Origin of the sequence: Streptomyces scopuliridis, from assembly GCF_042790125.1 — a bacterium.
In the GTDB taxonomy this organism is placed as follows: Bacteria; Actinomycetota; Actinomycetes; order Streptomycetales; family Streptomycetaceae; genus Streptomyces; species Streptomyces scopuliridis_A.
In genome coordinates this window covers 51,437-67,415 of record NZ_JBHTZS010000022.1, presented here as the reverse complement: position 1 = coordinate 67,415, position 15,979 = coordinate 51,437, and the positions used below count along the sequence as shown (strand labels likewise).

At 72.6% G+C, this 15,979-nt stretch carries 13 protein-coding genes; 3 read left to right on the top strand and 10 right to left on the bottom strand.

Annotated features, from left to right (window positions below; all coding sequences use genetic code 11):
• Positions 1–39: 39 nt before the first annotated feature.
• Together ACFRKB_RS27810 and ACFRKB_RS27805 are read right to left on the bottom strand one after the other, a co-directional pair.
• A complete protein-coding gene (locus ACFRKB_RS27810; protein WP_383109239.1) occupies positions 40–1,308 on the bottom strand; it encodes an FAD-dependent oxidoreductase in 1,269 nt (422 codons plus the stop codon).
• A 65-nt stretch (positions 1,309–1,373) separates the two neighbouring features.
• Positions 1,374–2,747, bottom strand: coding sequence for a carboxylate--amine ligase (locus ACFRKB_RS27805; RefSeq protein WP_383109237.1), 1,374 nt, complete (start codon positions 2,745–2,747; stop codon positions 1,374–1,376).
• Positions 2,748–2,909: 162 nt separating this feature from the next.
• Here ACFRKB_RS27805 and ACFRKB_RS27800 point away from each other — a divergent pair, with 162 nt between their 5' ends.
• Positions 2,910–4,178 (top strand): glycoside hydrolase family 26 protein, encoded by a 1,269-nt coding sequence (locus ACFRKB_RS27800; protein WP_383109236.1) that lies wholly within the window; start codon positions 2,910–2,912, stop codon positions 4,176–4,178.
• Positions 4,179–4,214: 36 nt separating this feature from the next.
• Here the strand turns inward: ACFRKB_RS27800 and ACFRKB_RS27795 are convergent, their stop codons facing one another.
• Genes ACFRKB_RS27795 through ACFRKB_RS27760 form a run of 8 tightly spaced genes read right to left on the bottom strand, consistent with a single transcriptional unit; the run spans position 4,215 to position 14,342 of the window.
• Entirely contained in the window at positions 4,215–5,417 is a 1,203-nt protein-coding gene (locus tag ACFRKB_RS27795) for a GNAT family N-acetyltransferase (RefSeq protein WP_383109235.1), read from the bottom strand.
• Between the two features lie 7 nt (positions 5,418–5,424).
• Positions 5,425–6,171 (bottom strand): YveK family protein, encoded by a 747-nt coding sequence (locus ACFRKB_RS27790; protein WP_383109234.1) that lies wholly within the window; start codon positions 6,169–6,171, stop codon positions 5,425–5,427.
• Positions 6,168–7,325 carry a glycosyltransferase gene (locus ACFRKB_RS27785; protein WP_383109232.1) on the bottom strand — a complete coding sequence of 386 codons (1,158 nt, stop codon included), beginning with the start codon at positions 7,323–7,325 and terminating at the stop codon, positions 6,168–6,170. The genes ACFRKB_RS27790 and ACFRKB_RS27785 overlap by 4 nt, the downstream gene beginning before the upstream one ends.
• Positions 7,322–8,146 carry a polysaccharide deacetylase family protein gene (locus ACFRKB_RS27780; protein ID WP_383109231.1) on the bottom strand — a complete coding sequence of 275 codons (825 nt, stop codon included), beginning with the start codon at positions 8,144–8,146 and terminating at the stop codon, positions 7,322–7,324. The genes ACFRKB_RS27785 and ACFRKB_RS27780 overlap by 4 nt, the downstream gene beginning before the upstream one ends.
• The gene (locus ACFRKB_RS27775) at positions 8,136–9,860 is read right to left on the bottom strand and encodes a lipid II flippase MurJ (RefSeq protein ID WP_383109230.1); all 1,725 of its coding nucleotides are present in this window, start codon (positions 9,858–9,860) and stop codon (positions 8,136–8,138) included. Before ACFRKB_RS27775 ends, ACFRKB_RS27780 begins: the two co-directional genes overlap by 11 nt.
• Positions 9,857–11,347, bottom strand: a complete 1,491-nt coding sequence (locus ACFRKB_RS27770) for an O-antigen ligase family protein (protein WP_383109229.1) — start codon at positions 11,345–11,347, stop codon at positions 9,857–9,859. The genes ACFRKB_RS27775 and ACFRKB_RS27770 overlap by 4 nt, the downstream gene beginning before the upstream one ends.
• The gene (locus tag ACFRKB_RS27765) at positions 11,347–13,143 is read right to left on the bottom strand and encodes a sugar transferase (protein ID WP_383109227.1); all 1,797 of its coding nucleotides are present in this window, start codon (positions 13,141–13,143) and stop codon (positions 11,347–11,349) included. The genes ACFRKB_RS27770 and ACFRKB_RS27765 overlap by 1 nt, the downstream gene beginning before the upstream one ends.
• Positions 13,140–14,342: a glycosyltransferase gene (locus ACFRKB_RS27760; RefSeq protein ID WP_383109226.1), complete on the bottom strand. Its 1,203-nt coding sequence runs from the start codon at positions 14,340–14,342 to the stop codon at positions 13,140–13,142. Before ACFRKB_RS27760 ends, ACFRKB_RS27765 begins: the two co-directional genes overlap by 4 nt.
• A 487-nt stretch (positions 14,343–14,829) precedes the next feature.
• Between ACFRKB_RS27760 and ACFRKB_RS27755 the strand changes: the two genes are divergently transcribed.
• A complete protein-coding gene (locus tag ACFRKB_RS27755) occupies positions 14,830–15,069 on the top strand; it encodes a chaplin (RefSeq protein WP_383109225.1) in 240 nt (79 codons plus the stop codon).
• A gap of 325 nt (positions 15,070–15,394) precedes the next feature.
• Complete coding sequence (locus ACFRKB_RS27750) at positions 15,395–15,871, top strand: hypothetical protein (RefSeq protein ID WP_383109223.1); 477 nt, start codon at positions 15,395–15,397, stop codon at positions 15,869–15,871.
• Positions 15,872–15,979 lie beyond the last annotated feature (108 nt).

Here is a 15,979-nt window from a genome sequence, read left to right as displayed (position 1 = left end):
GATTCTCCCGGCCGACTTTTCTCGCCGCACGACGCCCCGTCAGGACAGTCTCGGCTCCCCCACCGGCGCCGACGAGGCCTGCCGCTGGCGGATCGTGACGAGCGAGCCGCCGCGTGCTCCGAGCCGCCGCCGCACCCCCGCCACCAGCCGCTCCGCGGTGTACGCCGCCCCGTACACGAACCGCATCGAGGGCCCGAAGGACGGGGCGCTCAGCAGCCCGGCGACGAACAGTCCCGGGTACGAGGACTCGAAGACCGCGCTCGCCTCGGGCGCGCTGCTCGGGCGCACCGTCCGCATCCCGGCCCGCAGCTCACGGTCGACCAGGCCGAGCCGTTCGAGCCCCGGGGTGAATCCGGTGGCGGCGATGACATGGTCCGTGTCCACGGTCCCGACCCGGCCCGTGGTGGCGACCAGTTCCAGCCGTACGCGCCCGTCGACCCGGACCGCGCCCGCCACGCTCTCGCCCAGCCGGACGTCCACCGCCGACTCGAAGCGGTCCCGCAGCCACCACGCGCCGGCCGGGCCGAGCGCCGAGGTGAAGACCCGGGCCCGGGTCGTCTCGGGCAGTCTGCGGAAGATGCCCGGGGTCTCCGCGTAGAGGTAGTTCTTCCATCCGCAGCCCAGACCGGTGTGCGGTGCGCGGGCCGCCTCCAGGGCGGGGCGCTGCCGGGGCGGCGGCAGGGTGTTCCAGTTCAGTCGGTCCGACCGGGCCACCACCCTGACGACGGTGCCCTGTTCGGCGAGGAGCGCCGCGGTCTCCAGGGCGGCCTGCCCGGCGCCGATGACCGTCACGTCCCGGCCCACGAAGCGTGCCAGATCGGCGTGGTGGCTGCTGTGCGAGACCTGGTCGGAGGGGAGTCCGCGCAGCGGGGCGGGGATGTCGGTGAAGGGCATCACTCCGACGGCGAGCGCCACCGTACGGGCGAGGACGGTGGTCCCGTCGTCGGTGTCGAGCCGGAAGCCGCCGGGGCAGGCCCGTACGGAGGTGATCGTACGTTCGTCGACCGGCGGGGCCGCGCGCTCCGCGAACCACAGGCCGTACGAGGCGAAGAAACCGACGGGCAGCGGGGAGGCGTGCCGTACCTCCACCCCCTGGGTCCTGGCGTAGGCGGCCAGGCTGAACGCGCCCTTCGGGTCGGAGAGATTCGATGCCCATGGTTCGGACTTCAGGAACATGCCGGGCGGCATGTTGTCCCGCCACGAGGCCATGGGTCTGCCGAACACCCGCAGATCGAGGCCGGCCGCCGCCGCGTGGGCGGCGATGGAGAGTCCGTAGGGGCCGGCGCCCACAACTACCAGGTCGTACATCGTGTGTCCCGCTCTCTGTGTCGGAGGTTCGGACGGGGGGCTTGGGGTGGTTGACGGACGGTTCATCAGGGCGCCTGCGAGACCGGGGGGCGCGGATTCGCGCGGTTCCTGCCGCGCCCGCGCTGCCGTACGGGGGATGTACGGGGCCGCTCGGAGCCGGCCGTACGCCGTCCGGGGAGCGCCTGTCCGAGCCTGCGCCAGCCGCGCCGTACGACATGCAGCACCCACGCGACGGCCATGGCGTACGCGGGCAGCGGATCGTCCAGCGCGAACCACGCGGCCTCCGTGGACCGGGGCAGCCGCGCGCCGCTCCCGCCGCGGCGGACTCCCCGGGACCGGAAGAGCGCGAGGAGGGACGACCGCAGGGACGCGAGGAAGGACAGCAGGGCGTAGTTCTCCACCACGAAGGTCCTGCCGTGCGCCGCCTCCTGCGCGGGGACGGTCCGGCCGGTGAGATCCAGATGCAGCGCCCGTACGACATCGGTGCCCGACCGGTCGGTGAAGAGCCGGAACTGCGCGCCGGGGCGGGGGTTGAAGTCGAGCAGATGGTAGGCGCCGGTGGCGGTGTCGAGCCGGAAGTCGAGATCGAGGATCCCCCGGTAGCCGAGCGCGGAGACCATCTGACGGGCCATCCGCTCGACCGCCGGGTTCGGCAGCCACCGGCCCACCGCGGTCAGTCCGGCCCCCACCGGCCAGGACCGCTCCTTCCGCCCGGCCGCCCCGATCAGACACTCGGCGCCACCGCCGCTGTAGCCGTGGAAGAACCAGTCCAGGTCCCGGCCCTGCGGCAGGAATTCCTGGAGCAGCAGCCGGCTGCCCGCCTCGGCGCTGCGCCCGTACAGCTCGCGGGCCTCCTGCGGGGAGCGTACGACCAGGGTGGAGCGCAGCCCGGTCCCCTCCGGGAGGAGCCACGGCCGGCTCCACTTCGCCACCACGGGCAGTCCGAGCGACCAGGCGGCCGCCGCGGCCTCCTCGGCGCCCGAGGGGATGACGGTGCGCGGGTGGGGGATGCCGAGCGTGCCGCAGATACCGACCAGCTCCGCCTTGTCGGCCACGCGTTCGGGCAGTCCTGACGGCTGTTCAGGGAGCAGATAGCGGCCGTCGAGCCGCTCCCGCAGCCGGCCGACCGCGATCGCGCTCAGGTCGTCCATGGCGATGAGCACGGGCGGGGTCGCGAGCCGGTCCGCGATCCCGAGCAGCAGCCGCTGAATGTCCGCCAGATCCGAAGGCTCCGTCAGATCCATGGGCAGCTCGGGCCGTAGATGCGCCCGGCGCAGATAGCGGGAGCGCCCCACGGGGCTGCGCGCGGCCTCGATGACGGCGTGCACCTCGATCCCCGCGCGGCCAAGGGATCTGACGGCGCCAAGGGTGCCGTGGTGGAACGGATTGCGGTCGAGCCTCATGAGTACGGCGGGGACTCGGGTGTCAAAGCTCGGCACGGTGATGTCCTTCATTTCGGTAACCCATGCGGGGGATGAAATTCACGAACGGACTACTGGAACGCCAGGCCGGGTTCCCGATCGGCTTATTAGAAATACTTTTATGATCACGTGACCACGGATCGCGGCCACGGAAAGAGGTCCCACTCACGAGGAGCGGACATGCCCCTTCGACGACGACGGCTGACGACCACCTGCCTGGGGGTGGTCACAGCCGGCCTCCTCACTTCCGGTGCGGCGCTGCCCGTCACACGTCACGCGGACGAGCCGGCCGCGGCCGACGGAACGGCGACGGTGGACGGAACGACGGCAGACGGAAACGCGGCGGACGAATCGGCGACCGATGAATCGGCGCCGCGCGAGAAGCCGAAACCGCCGCGGGCTCCCTCACCCGCGGTGGGCGCGTATCTCGATTACGGTCCGAAAGGCGTCCGGCGCATCGCGGCCATGCAGAGATGGCTGGGCGGCAGGGAGCTGCGGGTGGGGCACACGTATCTTCCCGGGGACATGTGGTCCAACATCGAGGGCAAGCCCGAGTTCCTGGCGGACTGGGCCGCATGGCGTAAGGCGAAGGACGACCGGCTGTTCGTCCTCAACGTCCCCATGCTCGAACGCAATGAGGAGCGTGTCCCGGACGGAGTCGTCCGTCATGAGCTGCGCCGGGCCGCGCAGGGCGATTACGACAGCCACTTCAGGACCCTCGCGGAACGGCTCGTCGGCCTGGGTGTTCCGGACACGGTGATCGTGCTCGGCTGGGAAATGAACGGGGAAACGTACACCCATCGCTGCGGGCCCGACCCACAGTCGTGGAAGAAATACTGGAATCGCATCGTCACCACCATGCGTGCAGTGCCCGGACAGAAGTTCCGGTTCGATTTCGCTCCGAACCGCGGACGGGACGCCATTCCCTGGACCGAGTGTTACCCGGGTGACGATGTCGTCGACATCATGGGCATGGATTCTTATGACCAGCCCCCGGGCCGGACATTCGATGAACAGGTGAATGAGCCTCTTGGGCTCCAGGATCATGTCGATTTCGCCGCTGCACACGGAAAGGTTATCTCCTATCCGGAGTGGGGCCTCTTCCGCAACGGTGACAACCCGGAATACATGCGCCGCATGCTCCAATGGATCGACACATACAAGCCGGTGTACAACACCGTGACCGACTACTGCCCGCACGGCGTCTGGCTGTGCGGGCAGAATCCCAAGTCGTCGCTGATGTACCGGTCCATGCTGTACGGGTTCAAGCCGGAGCCCTCGATGCCCCCGATGCCCACGCCGCCCACTCCGCCGCAGCCGCCGCAGCCGCCGCAGCCGCCGCAGCCGCCGCGGAACTGTACGCCGCTGGACCTCGGCGCCTGGGTGGAGAAGTGGCTCGGCGGCAAGATCTGCATCCGCGTCAACTGGAAGCAGCGCGAGGGCGGCTGACCAGCGCGCTCCGGTACGGGGCGGCGGTGCCCAGGGTCATCCCCCGGCGCCGTCGCCCCGCAGCCGTTTGACGAGCGCGGCGGCCCGGTCGCGGCCCGCCGCCCGCGCGACCAGCAGCTGCAAGGACGGCGCCAGATGCGGCCGGGCGAGCAGCAGCCGCTGGTTGCGGACGGTCTCGGGACGCCAGTGGTGCTTGTACGGCTCATTGCCGCGCAGCATGCTCAGCGTGGCGCGGCCGCTGGCACTGATCCGCTGCGCCCCGCTGCGCAGCAGCATCGTGGCCACATCCACCTTCCTGGCGCGCAGTACCGGATCTGCCCCGTAGAGATAGCCGCCCTCCAGCCGGCCGGACATCAGGGTGAGATCCGCGGCGACCACCGCGCCGGAGAGCCGGAACTCGGTCAGCCGCGCGTCGCCGTACTCGGTCATGGACCGTACGGACCGGGTCAGATGGTCCGCGAAGCGCGCGCTGAGATGTTCCGGGGTGACCCCGCGGCCCTGCCACTGGAGCCGGTGCAGCTCCAGCAGCCGCCCGACCGCCGCCGGGATCTCGTCCTTCGGCACCACCCGCTCCTCGATGCCCAGCGCGTCCAGCTTGCGCAGCTTGGCGCGGGAGCGCTGGGCGCGCGAGGAGGCGAGTCTGCCGAGCAGTTCGTCCATGGGGACGCCGGGCAGTTCGAGGCAGAGGGAGTCGTCCAGCTTTCTGCGCGGGCCCGTCCAGCAGGCGAAGACTCGTTCCGCCGCGGCCCCGGGCCGTACCTCGCGCAGATCGATCACCGCCGTGCGGGCCAGCTCCCTGAGCGATGTCGTCAGCGCCCCTGCCGCCGCCTCGGCGCAGTCGTCGTGGAGCAGGACGTCGGAGAAGTCGGAGATGGAACCGCCGAGTTGGACGAGGACGGGAAGGGGACGGCGGACGAGCATCAGCGGGGCGGCCGCGACGAGTTTCGTGCCCCGGCGTACGAGCACGACCCGCAGCCCGCGCCGGTTCCCGTACGACAGCCACCACGAGTGGAGCCAGGAGTGGCTCTGGAAGGGGGTGGCCGTGCGCGAGCTGCGGTACAACTCGTGCCAGTCGGAGGCGAGTTCGGCGAAGCGGTCCGCGTCGCGGCACAGCTCCGTGGTGAACACCGGGCCGGGCGCCCGCGACGCGGACCTGGACAGCGGGGAGAAGACGCGAAGGGGCGTGACCTGTGGGGCTGTGCGGGCCGCGGCGGTGCGCGCGCTCGATTCGGCGGCCATCAGGCTCTCACACCGTTTCCGGCTGCGGCAGCGACTGCGCCTGGGACGGGGACTGCGGCGGGGCGGACGTCGCAGGACCGGGTACGTTCGCGTGGAACTCACCGCGCCGGGGCTTCGGTCTGACCAGCAGGCCGAGCCCGCCGAGCAGCCCGCCCGCGCAGCCGCCGACCAGGGCCGACAGACCCGCCGAGGGGGTGACAGGAGCGTTCGGCGCGACCGCGCGGGAGAACTGGAGCACGCGTACCTTCGTACTGCCCTGCAACTGGGAGCCGTTGAGGACCAGCGAGCGTGCCACCCCGTCCGCCATGCTCACCGCGGTCGAGGCCCGGTCCGAGGTCGCCGTCACGGAAATCATCGGAGCGTCCGGCGAGGTCGCCGTCTGCACGCTCTCCCGGAGCGTCCGCGCGGGCACCCCGGCCCAGACCGGTGCGTCCCCGATCAGCGCGATCTGCGAGGCGACGCGCCCATAGGCGGTCGCGAACCCGAGCGCGGCGGCCGGGTCGGACTTCTCCGTCGGTACGACGACCACATAACTGGTCGCCGCGTACTGCGGCGTGCGGAACATCCCGTACGTGCCGCCCGCCAGCGCCCCGGCCAGGACCGCCACCGGCACGATCCAGCGGGCGGGCAGCGCCGTCAGCTTCGACAGCGGGAGCCGGGCCCGGTGCAACAGCACCAGAACGGAACCGGATTCAGGAACGACGGGCCGGCGCCGCGCGGCCGGGCGTCGCGGGGGGTTGGTGTGCGGGGTCATGAGCAGCTCACTTCTCGGAGGGGGGCCGGGTCGCGGACGGCGTTCTCGTAGACGGTCATCAGCTGTTGGGCGCTGCGGGCGATGTCGTAGTGGCGCGCCGCCGGGGGTACGGGCAGCCGGTGCGGCCCCGCCTTCTCGAACCGCCGGAGTTCGTCGACGAGTCCGGGCACGGAGCCGCTGACCCGGCGCGCACCCGGCGCGGCATCGGCGGGCAGGTCCTGGAGGGCGGGGCAGGTGACGTGGAGGACCGGCAGCCCGGCCGCGAGCCCCTCCACGACGGCGAGCCCGAACGCCTCGTCGGGGGAGGTGGAGACGAAAACGTCCATGGCCGCGAGCAGCGAGGGGAGATCCGGACCGTGCTGTGACGGGTGCGCCGCGCGCGGCGGCGGGTCCTGGCAAGCGCCGGGCAGCAGGACCCGGTCGGCCGCGCCCCGCTCCCGAGCGAGCCGCAGGAGCCGGTCCCGCTCGGGTCCCTCACCGATCAGGAGCAGGCGCGCGTCGGGCAGTTCGGCGACGGCCCGGACGAGCCGGTCGAAGCGTTTGCCGCCGCTGAGCCGTCCCACCCCGCCGACCACGAAGGCGCCCTGGGGCACCCCGAGGCGGGTGCGGGCCGCGCGGCGTGCGGTCTCGTCGTAGGCGAAGCGCCCGACCTCGATGCCGTTGGGCACCACATGGATACGCTCGGGGCGTACCCCCCAGCGCTCCAGACGCCGGGCGACGGTCGCGGAGACGGCGACGGTTGCCGTGCCCAGGCGTTCGCCCGCGAGATAGAGGGCGCGGGCGCCGGCGGAGAGCGGCCGGCCCTCGATCTGGACGGCTCCGAGGGAGTGTTCGGTGGCCACGATGGACCGTACGCCGGCGAGGCGGGCCGCGAACCGCCCGTACAGGCAGGCGCGGTAGAGGTGCGTGTGCACCAGGTCGTACCGTCCGCGCTTGATCAGCCGCGCGAGCCGGGGCAGCGCGCCGAGGTCGCGGTTCCCCGCCATGTCGAGGTCGGTGACGGGGACGCCGTCGGCGACGATGCCCTCGGCGACCGCTCCCGGGTTGGTGAGCGTGATGACCGCGCTGTCGGTCGGCAACTGCCGTAACAGGAGCCTGAGTTGCTGCTCGGCGCCGCCGATGCCGAGTCCGGTGATGATGTGCAGCACCTTCATGTCGTCGTCGCCGTCCAGGTGTCGGCGTACGCCGCCCGCGCGGTCCGTCGGGTGCGCGCCGCGTACTCGGCGAACTCCCCCGCCGGGACGGGCTCGCGGCGCCAGCGGTGCGTCCGCCGCTTGAGGTGCAGTCTGAGGCCGGTGTCGTTCTCCCCGACATGGACGCGGGGCAGGGCGAACACACCGGTGAGCGGCCCCGGGCTGATGGCGCAGGCGTACGCGTAACCCGCGGCGCGTACGGCCTTGATCGCGCGCGCGTCGACCGTGCCGTACGGATAGCAGTAACCCGCCACCTCATGACGGCCGGTCAGATCCTTGAGCAGTTCGCGCAGGAGTTCGCGGCTCCGCGCGGTGTCGGCCGCGAGTACCGCGTCGTCGGCCTTCGTCAGATCGGTGTGGCGCAGTCCGTGCGAGCCGATCTCCATCCCCGCCCGCGCCGCCGCGCGGATGCCGTCCGCGGTGAGGAGGGGCTTGCGCGGGCCGGGGCTGTCCCATTCGTTCGTACCGCCGAGACGGCCCGGCAGGACGAAGACGGTCGCGGTGAACGCGTAGCGGCGCAGCAGCGGAACGGCCTGTTCCAGGAAGTCGGCGTACCCGTCGTCGAAGGTGAGCCCGACGAGTCCGGCTCCCCGCCCTTCGGCGCGGGCGCGCAGCAGCCGGTCCATACTGACGCCGGTCAGCCCCCGGCGGCGCAGCCAGCGCAGCTGCCGTTCGAGCCGGTCCGGCGAGACCGTCACCCGGTAGGGGTCGTCGGTGGGGTCGGCGACGGAGTGGTACATGGCGGCCCACAGGGGACCGGCGGACACCGTGTCAGCGGACATGCGCGAGCTTTCGTGTGAGGGGGCGGGTGAGGAGACGGAGGATGGTGTCGGTCTCGGGGGCCCGCAGGGCATGCGCGATGACGAGGAACACCGCGCTGACCACGACGAAAGCCGCCATGGCGCCCAGGACGGGGGACGGGACGAGGGCTCCGCACAGCCATCCGGAGCCGGTGGCCGCCGCCGCGGCGGCGGCGAGTTTGACCAGGCCCCCGGTCATGACCCGGAGGCTGACGGGCACGCTGTGCCGGCCGACCCGGTACAGCATCAGGGCGGCGGTGGCGGTGATTCCGAGCGCGTTGGCGGCGGCGATGCCGAGCACGCCCCACACCTGGACGAGCAGGGTGCCGACGCCGGTGGTCAGCGCGAGCCCCGTGAGCATGGCGAACGCGGGGAACCACAGCGGACGCGCGGCGGAGAAGTAGCAGCGTACGAGCGCCCCGACGAGCGTGTGGCCCAGCAGACCGAGCGCGTACACCCGCATCACCTCGGCGGTCGCCACCGTGTCCGCCGGGTCGAACGCGCCGCGCTGGAAGAGCACTTCGATGAGCTGCGGCGCGCAGGCGACCACCGTGGCGGCCCCGACCAGCACGATGGTCCCGGCCAGCGCGAGATCCCGCTCGACCCGGCGCCTGGCCCGCTCGGTGTCCCCCGCGGCCATGGCGCGGGCGACCACCGGGAAGGTGACGGTGCACAGCATCATGGAGAGCGTCATGGGCATCTGCGCGACCTTCTGCGCGTAGTTCAGATGTGAGATGGCGCCGGGCGGCAGCGGCGCGGCGAGGAACCGCTCGATCAGGACCTGCGACTGCCTGCTGAGCGCGAAGACGATGACGGGCGCGAGCAGCGCGAGGGCGACGGGCGGTCCGCCGCCCGCGTCCTTCGGCCCCTGACCGGCCGCGGTCACCTCCACCGGCCGGCGCTCGCGCAGTCTGCGCCACAGGACGGGCGCCTGGACGAGCACCATCAGCGCGCCGCCGATGGCGACTCCGGCGGCGGCGGCCCGTACCCCCCACCGCTCGCGGACCAGCAGCATGGTGGTGATGATCCCGGCGTTGTACGCGACATAGATCATCGCGGGCGCCATGAAACTGCCGTGCGCGCGCAGCGCCGCGCTGCAGTACCCGGCCATGCCGAAGGTGAAGGCGCAGGTGGCGGTCAGCCGGGTGCAGTCGACGGCGAGCCCCGGCTCGGGCAGCCCCGGCGCGAGGACCGCCACCACCCACGGCGCGGTCGCCACCAGCAGTGCCGAGCCCGCGCTGAGGGCGAGGAACAGCCGGGGCAGGGTGCTCCGTACCAGCAGCCGTACGGGATCCGGGTCCAGGGCGGGCGCGGTGGCGCGCCGGGCCAGCGCCAGGCTGAACGCCGGTACGAGGATCAGCGCCATGGCGTCCTCGATGAGGAGCGTGGCGGCCACCTCGGGCACGGTCCAGGCGACCAGGAAGGCGTCGGTGTCGGGGCCGGCGCCGTAGAGATGGGCGATGGTCTGGTCACGGACGAGCCCGAGGAGCGCCCCGGCGGCCGTCAGCAGCGCCGTGAGCAACGCCGCGCGCGCCAGGAACCGTCCGGAGGAGAAGGAGCCGCGGCCTTCCGCGCCGGGGCGGGCGTCTCGTCCGGGACCGTCTCCTCCCGTACCCCCGCCGCTCTTCGCGCCCTTCACGGAGGGCGGTTCGGACTGCGGCGGTACGGCGGAAAGGGAGTGCCTCGTATCGCTCACGCGCGGCCGGCCTCACTCTTCGCCGACCGTCCGGCGGGCCCGAGGGCCCAGCCGGCCGCCAGGCCGAACATCACCGCCATCAGTACGGTCGAGGGGCCGCCGATGTCCGCGTAACTGAAGTCGACCAGCTGCCAGACCAGCAGACCGGTGACGGCGAGGCCGCAGCCGGCGCCGGTACGGGAGCGGCGCGCGCCGGGCAGCCGGCGAAGTGCGCACACGAGGAGCGCGGCCCAGCTGCCCGCCAGGGCGACGATGCCCAGCAGCCCCTGCTCGCTCAGGACGAGCAGATACATGTTGTGCGGGGAGAGCAGCGGCTGACGCTGGAAGCCGAGTCCCGCGCCCTCGGTGTCGCTGGCGGCGGAGAGCGCGAGCGAGGCGTGGCTGTCGCGGTAGTCGGGGAAGCCCTTCAGCCCGACGCCGGTGACCGGGTGCTCGCGCCACATGCCGGTGGCCGCGGCCCACATGGTGTACCGGTCGGTGACGGACTGGTCGGGCGCGTCGGTGACCCGCGTGATGCTGTCGACCCGCTCGGTGATCATCTGCGAGCCGATACCGAGACCTCCGACGAGTACGACGCCGAGCGCCCCGGTCACGAGCGCGACCACGACGGCGCGGCGCGGCCCCGCCAGCGTCAGCTGAACGGCGACGGCGACGGCGGTGGCGATCCAGGCGCCGCGGCTGAAGGACAGCGCGAGGGGTACGGCGAGCAGCCCGGCACAGCCGAGCGCGACGGCGCGCCGTACGCGGGCCGCGTGCCACCCCCGGCCGTCCGCCCCGCCTGCCCCGCCCGCCCTGTTCGCCCCGTTCGCCCCCGGGCTCAGCGCGAATCCGACGCAGATGACGAGTCCGTACGCGACGACCGTGGCCATGCCCATCACATCGGTGGGGCCGAAGGTGCCGACGGCGCGGATCTCCTCGCCCATGTACGAGGCGCCGGTGCCGGTCAGATACTGCGTGACGCCGACCGCGCCCTGCACCAGCGCGAGGGCGACGACGGACCCGGCGACCAGCCGGACCTCACGGCGGTCGCGCAGGAGGAGCAGCAGCGCGCCGGGCACCAGCACGAAGATCTGGAGGTAGCGCGCGACCCCGGGCAGGCTGGAGGCCGGGTCGTGCGCGGTGATCGCCGCGATGGTCACGCCCAGCACCGGGAGCCCGAGGACGAGCGCGGCGGTGCGGGTCAGTGGCCTGGCCCGGTCCCGCAGCACGCGTACGAGACAGTGCAGGACGAGCAGCCCGGAGGCCGCGTCCGCCACGCTCCCGGACCCGCCCGACCCGTCCCCGGCCGGCGCCGAGGGCACGGCGAGCAGCGCGACGACCGCGACGGCCGGGAGCAGATGAGCCGACCGGCGCAGCACATGTCCCCACGGACCCACCGCCGGAAGCGCCCGGCCGGCGGGTCTGCGGGCGGCGGAACGACGGGGGGCCGGCCCCGCGAACACGCGCGCACCGCCCGGGAAACCGACGCCGGTGGCGTCGGCGGCCATCAGCTGCCCGCCGGGCGGACGAGGGACGCGGCGGTCCGCAGCAGGATGCAGACGTCCTGCCACAGCGACCAGTGGTCGATGTAGTGGTTGTCGAACCGCGACCGCTCCTCGATGGAGGTGTCCCCGCGCAGCCCGTGGACCTGCGCGAGACCGGTGATCCCGACGGGCATCCGGTGCCGGGCCGCGTAACCGGGCTGGGTCTTGCTGAAGTTGGCGACGAAGAACGGCCGCTCGGGCCGGGGCCCGACCAGGCTCATGTCGCCCCGCAGTACGTTCCAGAGCTGGGGCAGTTCGTCCATCGACGTACGGCGCAGGAAGTTGCCCACGGGGCTCATCCGCAGATCGTTGGCGATGTTCCACCGGGTGGCGGACTCGTGCTCGTCGGCCGGGCGCAGGGTACGGAACTTCAGCAGGGTGAACGTACGGCCGTGCTGCCCGACGCGTTCCTGGCGGAAGAGCACATCGCGGCCGTCGAAGAGCCGGACGGCGAGCGCGCAGGCCAGCAGGACCGGGGAGGCGATCAGCAGGAGCGGGAGCGTGAACACCACGTCCAGCAGCCGTTTGACGACCGCGTCCCGGCGGTGGCCGCGTACGACGGGCGGCTCGACCCGGCGCGCGGCGAACCCCCACAGGTGCCGCTCCATGGCGACGGGCGCGGCGGTCTGGTCCCAGGGACCCGCGCCGACGAACCAGGTGGCGCAGCCGTGCTCGTGGAACAGCGCGACGAGGGCGGCGCGGTCCGTGCCGTCGCCGGCGCCGGTGTCGCGGAACCCCGGGTCACGCAACCCGGAATCGCCGAATCCCGGCTCATTGAACCCAGGACCGCCGAGACCGGACTCGTTGAGACCGCGGTCGCGGTCGATGAACCGGTGGTCGATGAACAGCGCGTCCTGGACCCCGTTCTGGATGACCGCCCGGTGGATCTCCTCGGCCGAGGTCAGCACCGGCAGGGCGGGAGCGTCCGTCACTCCGCCGTCCCGCCCGCCGGTCCTGGTGGCGGCCCGGTCCGCCTCGTCCTCGTCCTGCGCGGGCCCGGCGATCCCGACGGGCCGCAGGCCGTACTCGGGGTGCTGGGCGAGCAGCGCGGCCAGCCGCCGCGCGGCCGGTCCCGAGCCGACGACCAGCGCGGACCGCAGCCGATTGCGCGCCAGGGCGCGCCGCCGGGTGTGCAGGAGCGAGCGGCAGCCGGACGCGACGACGAGCTGGAGCAGACAGCCGCCCAGCAGTGCCGGGATACCCACGGCCATTGAGGGGAGGAGCGCCGCGAGTACGGCCGCGGCGGCGCACCAGGCCACCACGATCCGGGCGGCCAGCGCGGGGAGTTGGTCCAGCCCCGACAGGACGACACCGGGACGGTAGAGCCCGGCGGACGCGTTCAGCACGGTCACCCAGGCGATGAGCTGGACGACGAGGACGGCGTCGCGCTGCTCGTCGTTGAGGACGACGGTGGACAGCAGCGCCGCGAACACGTCCGAGGCGATCAGCGGCAGACCGAAGCGCAGCGGGGAGCCGGCGGGACGGCGGGACGGCCGCGCGAGGCGGTCCGTGGTGTCGCGGGGGGAGGCGATCGAGACGCGCCGCAGGACCTGCTGTCCCAGGGTCTGCGGCCCCGGGGTCCGCGGCCCGACGGTCTGCTGTCCCACCGCCTTCTGACCCACCGCCTTCTGACCCACCGCCTTCTGACCTCCTGCCTTCTGTCCCACCGTCTGCTGCCCGAGGGCCTGCTGGGCCAGGGCCTGTTCCGCTGTCCGCGCCCGCCCGGTCGGCGGCGGAACGCTGGTGCTTTCCGTGGTCACTGGGGAATCGGCTCCCTGAGTTCGGGGCGCGGCACGGAGGCGACTTCGCGGTACACATCCGCGATGGCCCGAGCTGTCCGCCGGATGTCATAGGTGCTGAGTACGTGCTGATGGCCCTGGCGGCCGATGGCTTCGCGCAGTGGCGCGTCGCGGAGCAGCGCGCCGATGGCCGCCGCCAGCGCGGGCGGGTCCTCCGGCGGAACGAGACAGAGCGCTTCGTGGCCGGGCGGCAGGCTCTCGCGCGCGCCGTCCACGTCGCTGAGGACGACGGCCCTGCCGCTCGCCATGGCCTCCAGCGGGGCCACCGCCATGCCCTCCCACCGCGAGGGCAGGACGACCAGATCGGCCGCCCGGTACCAGGGCGCGGTGTCCGGTACGGCTCCGGCGAAGAGCACCGACGGCGGCGCGGCGGCACGCAGCGCGTCGGCGTCAGGCCCGTCCCCGACGAGGACCAGCCGGCCCCGCGGCAGCTGGAGGAGGATCTGCCGCCAGGCCCGCAGCAGGATGTCCTGTCCCTTCTGCCGGCAGAGCCGCCCGACACAGAGCACGACGGGCGTACCCGGGGGAAGAGCGGCCAGCGGCGGGAGCGCGGCCCGCGCGGCGGTGGTGCTTTCCGGGTCCGCGGACCCGGAAGGCCCGTCCCCGGATCCGAACCGTCCGACGTCGACACCGTTGTGGACGACGGACCAGGAGGCGTGGATTCCGGCCCGCTCGCCGGTGCGCCGTTCCGCGTCACTGACGCATACGACCCGGTCGGTCCACCGGACGGCCCACCGCTCCCAGTGCCCTGCGAGCCGGCCCGTCACCCCGCCGACCGCCTCGAACGACCAGGCGTGCGGCTGGAAGACGGTGGGCACCCGGCCCCGGACGGCGAGCCGCCCGGCCAGTCCGGCCTTCGCGCTGTGGGCATGCACCAGATCGGGCCGGACCCGCCGTACCACCCGGGCCGCCTGCCCGACCTCACGGACCAGTCCGGGCCCGGGATCGCGGGTCGCCCGCCAGCCATGGACCTCGGCGCCGAGCCGGGCCGCCGCCTCGGCCAGCGGCCCTTCCCCGGGACAGGCCACGGCCACGCGCACTCCCGCCTCCACCTGCGCCTCGACCAGATCCAGGACCACCCTGGCCACTCCGCCGTCGACCGGCTGGACGAGATGGAGCGCGGTGAAATGCGCCCCGGACCGGCGCCGTTGTGGCTGCACGCGCAACTCCTCCACTCGTGGATACGGGAAAACGATCTCTTCGAGCGGGCTCGGGCACCCGGAGTACTGTTCCGGCTTTCCGCTCCTACGAAAAACGCACCGGCGGGCGGCAGAGGTCATGCGTGACGCCGAATCGAACCATGAGTCACCCGGCGCCTCTTGAATTCATTACGCGTCCCCAAGAATCACCGAATTCCGCATACCGACCCTTCGCCTCGCTCTCCAACTCGAAGATCGAAACAAGAAGGCACCTTTACAGAGGGCAGAGTGAAAATCACGTGAGACGCGCTGAATCCTGTCGAACGTACAAAAGGACTCTTACGAGCGGCTGTTCCGGGGCCGACTGGCCATCGCACCTGGCCGGGTGACAGACGGGACGTCACTCATTCGGGTGCGCAACCGATGGGCGCCTTCGGCGTTGATGCATAGGTCAGGCATTCACGCCCGGCGCGTATAGCGTCCCCTTTCGACCGAGGAGCCCTTCTCCATGTCGCGTATCGCCAAGGCTGTTGTTCTCTCCACCGCGGCCGCCGCCGCTGTCGCCGGCGCCTCCGGCGTCGCCTTCGCCGACGCCGACGCCCAGGGCGCCGCTATCGGCTCCCCGGGTGTCCTCTCCGGCAACGTCGTCCAGGTGCCGGTCCACCTGCCCATCAACCTCTGTGGCAACACCGTCGACATCGTCGGCCTGCTCAACCCGACCTTCGGCAACTTCTGCCTCAACCACTGACGACCTTCGCCGTCGCTGTCGGCGCCACGCCGACAGCGCGTCGATGTCGTACCGAGAGCCGCTCTTTCCCTCGGGGGCAGAGCGGCTCTCCGCTGTCCGGGGGTCACCCTTACGAGCCCGCGTGTCGACTCTTCGGGCAGCACGGCACGGGCCGGCGCGGCCGCCGTCCGAGCGCGTCAGACCAGGTGAGAGCGGGTCGGAGCGGGCCGGAACGGATATGGCCGCCGTCTTACGGGCCGTACGGGAAATGCCCGCTCGGTTGCGGGCCCCGCGCGCGGAACCCACGGTGAGGAGAACGTTCCGACTCGTCCCGAAAGGACCAGGCATGCGTCTTCAGCTCTCCCGCCGCGTCTCGACCGCCGCGGTGTGTGCCGCGCTCGTACTCGGCGCCGCGGCCCCCGTCGCCGCCGCCCGTGAACTCCCGCGCGACTCCGGCACCGATACCGCGCCCGCCCCCGCGCCGGGCCCGATGGCGTCCACGTCGGCCACGTCGGTCACATCGGTCACGGCACCCGCGGCTGACGCGGCACCCGCGGCTTCCCCGCAGCAGACCAAGCAGCTGGACGACGTCGGTGACGTGCTGAAGCCGGTCGCGGATCTGGTCCAGGCCGCGCTGAAGGCTCCCGGTGGTGAGCTCTCCGCCGTGGACATGGAGAAGCACATCAAGGCCATCAGGGACGCCGTCGAGGCGCTGAAGTCCACCGCTCCGGCCGACACGCTGGCCGATGTGGTGCTGTCCGTACAGAAGACCACGGAATCCGTGCTCGAACCCGCCGCCGCGGCTGATCCCCAGCAGCCGTGAACGGCTCGCGCCCGGCCGCTCGTTCGATACGAGAATAGGGCGAGTCCCCTTCATTCGAGTGGCCTGTCCAGAATTCCTTCCCGACGGAGTTTCCGCCGCGCGGACGCA

What these genes read in the sequence shown, in the direction of transcription:
- ACFRKB_RS27795 (WP_383109235.1), bottom strand. Translation starts at nt 5,417, where the DNA reads ATGGCCGCCGAATCGAGCGCGCGCACCGCCGCGGCCCGCACAGCCCCA.
- ACFRKB_RS27790 (WP_383109234.1), bottom strand. Translation starts at nt 6,171, where the DNA reads ATGACCCCGCACACCAACCCCCCGCGACGCCCGGCCGCGCGGCGCCGG.
- ACFRKB_RS27780 (WP_383109231.1), bottom strand. Translation starts at nt 8,146, where the DNA reads ATGTCCGCTGACACGGTGTCCGCCGGTCCCCTGTGGGCCGCCATGTAC.
- ACFRKB_RS27785 (WP_383109232.1), bottom strand. Translation starts at nt 7,325, where the DNA reads ATGAAGGTGCTGCACATCATCACCGGACTCGGCATCGGCGGCGCCGAG.
- ACFRKB_RS27800 (WP_383109236.1), top strand. Translation starts at nt 2,910, where the DNA reads ATGCCCCTTCGACGACGACGGCTGACGACCACCTGCCTGGGGGTGGTC.
- ACFRKB_RS27755 (WP_383109225.1), top strand. Translation starts at nt 14,830, where the DNA reads ATGTCGCGTATCGCCAAGGCTGTTGTTCTCTCCACCGCGGCCGCCGCC.
- ACFRKB_RS27810 (WP_383109239.1), bottom strand. Translation starts at nt 1,308, where the DNA reads ATGTACGACCTGGTAGTTGTGGGCGCCGGCCCCTACGGACTCTCCATC.
- ACFRKB_RS27770 (WP_383109229.1), bottom strand. Translation starts at nt 11,347, where the DNA reads ATGGCCGCCGACGCCACCGGCGTCGGTTTCCCGGGCGGTGCGCGCGTG.
- ACFRKB_RS27750 (WP_383109223.1), top strand. Translation starts at nt 15,395, where the DNA reads ATGCGTCTTCAGCTCTCCCGCCGCGTCTCGACCGCCGCGGTGTGTGCC.